Annotated in this window: 1 protein-coding gene; it reads right to left on the bottom strand. The window is 73.3% G+C overall.

What is annotated here, in order from left to right; all coding sequences use genetic code 11:
• The coding region (locus tag ACGF1Z_RS35525; protein ID WP_393010772.1) for a beta-ketoacyl synthase N-terminal-like domain-containing protein at positions 1-4749 on the bottom strand (4749 nt) is incomplete at both ends.

The raw sequence follows: 4749 nt of genomic DNA, 5'->3' as shown, positions 1-4749 counted from the left end.
ACCACAGCACCCAGACCACCCGTACCCCCCGTCACCAACACCGTCCCCCCACCCCACCGCGACACCACACCCCCACCATCAGAAGCCGCCGCGGGGAGGGGTGCGGAGACGGGTACGGCGAGCCGGACGATCCTCGCCTGGTGCCAACGCCCGTCGCGAACAGCCCACTCGGGTTCGCCCGACGCGGCCACACGGCGCCAGGCGCCGGCAGCGACCGTACCGGGGTCGTCGGCGTCCACCAGGACGAAGCGGCCCGGGTGCTCGGACTGCGCGGCCCGTACGAGTCCCCAGACCGGCGCGGCCGCCACGTCGGCCGGGTCGCCGCCGTCCGGACCGGCCGCGCCCCGGGTGACCAGGATCAGCGTGGAACCCGCGCGCGCCGGGTCGGCGAGCCAGTCGCGCACCGTGCCGAGCACCGTGACGGCGAGGTCCAGTGCGGCGGCCGGGACGGGACCGTCGCCCGGGACGCAGTCGACGACCACCACGGAGCCCTGCACGCCGCCGAGTTCGGCCGGTGAGACCACAGGCACCGGATCGGCGCCCGCGAAGGACGCGACGGTGGCGGGCGTCCACGTCACCTCGAACAGCGTGTCCGAGACCCCGGCGACCGCCTCCGGGGCCTCCCGCAGCACGAGGGACTCGATCGTCCCCACCGGCTGCCCGGCCGCGTCCGCGAACTCCACGTGTACGGCCTCCGCCCCACGGGCCGAGAGTCGGACCCGGAGATCGCGCGCACCGGTACGGAACAGGCGCACGCCCTGCCAGGCGAACGGCAGCACCGGACGCGAGCCGGGCGCCCGGTCACCGTGCACACCGAAGCGGAGGCCGTGCAGGGCCGCGTCCAGGAGGGCCGGGTGGACGGGATGCCGCTCTGCGGTCACGTCCTCCGGGAGCACGATCTCCGCGTACACGTCGTCGCCGTGCCGCCAGGCGGCGCGCAGCCCCTGGAACGCGGGCCCGTACGCGTAACCCTGGTCGAGGAGTTCGACGTAGAGGTCGTCGGTGTCGAGGGACGTCGCGTCCGTGGGGGGCCAGGCCTCGGGTACGGCGACGGCCGGGGCGGGTCCGGGTGCGCCGGCGAGGGTGCCGGTGGCGTGGGCGGTCCACGGGGTCTCGGGGGCGTCGGCGGGGCGGGAGTGGACGGTGAGTTCCGCCTGGTCGTTAGCGGCGGTCACCTGGACCTGCACGTCCACGGCCCCCTGCGCGGGCAGCGTGAGGGGCTGCCCGATGACCAGCTCACCGACCTCGCCGTACCCGGTGACGTCGGCGGCGTACAACGCCATGTCCAGCAGCGCCGTACCCGGCACGAGAACCACCCCGGCCACCGCGTGATCCGCCAGCCAGGGATGACTCCGCACACCGATCCGGCCCGTCAGCACCGTCGAACCACCGTCCGCCGTGGTGACGGACGCGGCCAGCAGACCGTGCCCGGTCTCCCGCAACCCCGCCGCACCCACACCGACCGACACCTGCGCCGGCCCGGACAGCCAGTAGCTACGACGCTGGAAGGGATAGGTCGGCAGGTCGAGGTGCCGGGTGGGGGCGGGCAGGTGCCAGTCCACGGCCACACCCGACGCGTACAGGGCGGCGGCCGCCGTGAGCAGGGTGCCCTGAGCGGAAGCGCCGTCCCTGGGGCGGCGCATCAGCGGGACGAACACCGACTCGTCCGTGTCGTCGAGACTCTGGCGCGCCATCGCCGTGAGTACGGCATCGGGCCCGACCTCCACGAAACGCGTCACGCCCAGTCCGCGGGCCGTGGCCAGCCCGTCGGCGAACCGGACCGCCTCCCGCACATGCCGCACCCAGTAACCCGGGTCGGTCAGCTCAACCGACACGACCTGACCGGTGACGTTGGAGACCACAGGAAGGCTCGGCTCGGCGTACGCGACCATGGCGGCGACCTGGGCGAACTCCTCCAACATCGGCTCCATCAGACGCGAATGGAAAGCGTGCGAGACCGACAACCGGGTCGCCCGCACACCCGCCGCCTCAGCCCGGCCGGCCACCTGCTCCAGGTCCACGACCGGTCCCGACACCACCACCGCAGCGGGCCCGTTGACAGCCGCAATGTCGATAGAGAGACCGTCGGTCAGCTTCTCGACCTGCTCGACGCCCGCGGCCAGCGCGAGCATGCCGCCGCCCTCCGGCAACGCCTGCATCAACGAACCCCGCGCCACCACCAACCGCGCCGCATCCTCAAGACCGAACACCCCCGCCGCATACGCAGCAGAGATCTCCCCGATCGAATGCCCCACCAGCACATCCGGAGTCACACCCCAGTGCCGCAGAACCCCCACCAAACCGGCCTGCACAGCGAACAGACTCGCCTGCGTGAACACCGTCGCATCCACCGCAGCGCGGTCCTCACCCCAGATCACCTCACGAATCGGCCGTACGAGATGCCGGTCCAGCGCCTCACACGCCTCAGCGAAAGCAGCCGCGAACACCGGCTCGGAGTCACAGAGTTCACGCCCCATCCCCAGCCACTGCGACCCCTGCCCCGTGAACAACCACCCCGTCCGACCGGCCGACACCCGCCCCGTCACCGCACCGGTCCCGTCGGACACGAACGAGGCGAGGCCCTGCAGTGCCTCCTCCCGCGTGGAGGCGATCACCACCGCGCGATCTTCCAAAGCGGCGCGTCCGTTCGCCAACGCCGCGGCCAATTCGGCCACTTCGATGTCTTCACGTGCGGACCACCAGGACGCCAGTCGGGTGGCCGTGGCCGTCAACGCCTCGGGCGCACGCGCCGACAGGGGGATCGCGACCGGACCCTCGACGCGCGGCGCTGGAGCCTCTGCTCCGGTCGGCACGGGGGCCTGCTCGACGATCACATGGGCGTTGGTGCCGCTGATGCCGAACGACGACACCGCCGCTCGTCGCGGGCGGTTCAGCTCCGGCCAGGCTCGCGCCTCCGTGAGGAGCCGAACGGCTCCGTCCGTCCAGTCGACCTGCGAGGACGGTGCGTCCACGTGCAGCGTCCGCGGCATGATCCCGTGGCGGATCGCCTCCACGAGCTTGATGACGCCGCCGACACCGGCGGCTGCCTGGGCGTGGCCGAGGTTCGACTTCAAGGAGCCCAAATACAGGGGCTCTTGGTCCGCTCGCCCCTGTCCGTAGGTGGCCAGCAGCGCCTGGGCCTCGATCGGGTCCCCGAGGCGCGTCCCGGTGCCGTGGCCCTCGACCAGGTCGACGTCGGAGCCGGCGAGCCGGGCGTTCGCGAGGGCGGCCCGTATCACCCGCTGCTGCGACGGGCCGTTCGGCGCCGTCAGGCCGTTCGAGGCCCCGTCCTGGTTGACCGCCGACCCTCGCACGACGGCCAGGACCGGGTGCCCGAGTCTGCGGGCGTCCGACAGGCGCTCCAGCAACAGCAGTCCGACGCCCTCCGACCAACCCGTGCCGTCCGCCGACTCGGCGAAGGACCGGCAGCGGCCGTCCACCGACAGCCCGCGCTGCCGGCTGAACTCCACGAACATGGCCGGGGTGGCCATCACCGTCACGCCGCCCGCGAGGGCCATCGAGCACTCCCCCGTGCGCAGCGCCTGCACGGCCAGGTGCAGGGCCACGAGCGACGACGAGCACGCCGTGTCCACCGTCACCGCGGGGCCTTCGAAACCGAAGGAGTACGACACCCGGCCGGAGACCACGCTGCCGCCGCTGCTGAGGTCGCCGTAGTCGTGGTACATGACGCCGGCGAAGACGCCCGTGCGGCTGCCCTTGAGGGAGGCGGGTCGGATGCCGGCCCGCTCGAAGGTCTCCCAGGCGGCCTCCAGGAAGATCCGCTGCTGCGGGTCCATGATCAGCGCTTCGTTGGGACTGATGCCGAAGAAGACCGGGTCGAACCGGTCCGCGTCGTGGAGGAAGGCACCGCGGTCGGTGTAGCTCTTCCCCTCGGCGCCCGGCTCGGGGTCGAACAGGTCGTCCAGGTCCCAGCCGCGGTTGGTGGGGAAGGGGCCGACGGCGTCGGCGCCGTCGGCGACCAGGCGCCACAGGTCCTCCGGGGACGCGACGCCGCCGGGGTAGCGGCAGGCCATCGACACGATGACGATCGGGTCGTCCTGATCCGCGGTCGTGCGGACGACGGCGGCGGTGGCCTCCTCTCCGGTCGGGCCGGAGAGCAGCTCGTCCAGCAGGGCGGCGACGGCGGACGCGTTCGGGTGGTCGAAGACGAGCGTGGCGGGCAGCCGCAGGTCGGTCGCGGCGGTCAGCAGGTTGCGCAGCTCCACGGCGGCAAGCGAGTCGAAGCCCAGCTCCGAGAAGGGGCGGTCGGGCTCGACGTCGTCGGCACCCGTGTGCCCGAGGAGGGCGGCGACATGGCCTCGCACGAGGTCCAGCAGGCGCCGGGCCCTGGTCTCCGGGTCGAGCCCGGCCAGGGCGGCGGCGAGTCCGGAGGAGGCGGGGACGGCGGCGCGGGAGGCCTTGCGACGGCCGGCGGGTACGAGGCCGCGCAGCAGTGCGGGGAGCTCGTCGGTACGGGCGCGGAGCGCGGCCCGGTCGACGGGAGTGGCCACGACATGGGGCCGCGTGCAGCGGAGGGCGGCGTCGAACAGCGCGAGGCCGGTCTCCGGGTCGAGCGGCGGCAGCCCGAGGCGCCGGAGCCGCTGGACGTCCGACGCGCCGAGCGTGCCGCCCATGCCCTCGTTCAGCCAGAGGCCGTAGGCGAGGGAGGTGGCGGGCAGTCCCTGCGCGTGTCGGTGCACGGCCAGGGCGTCCAGGAACACGTTCGCCGCCGCATAAGCCGACTGCCCA

This window comes from Streptomyces sp. NPDC048018 (genome assembly GCF_043202995.1).
Classification (GTDB): Bacteria; Actinomycetota; Actinomycetes; order Streptomycetales; family Streptomycetaceae; genus Streptomyces.
The sequence above is the reverse complement of the archived record's forward strand: the minus strand, read 5'-3'. Positions and strand labels throughout refer to the sequence as shown.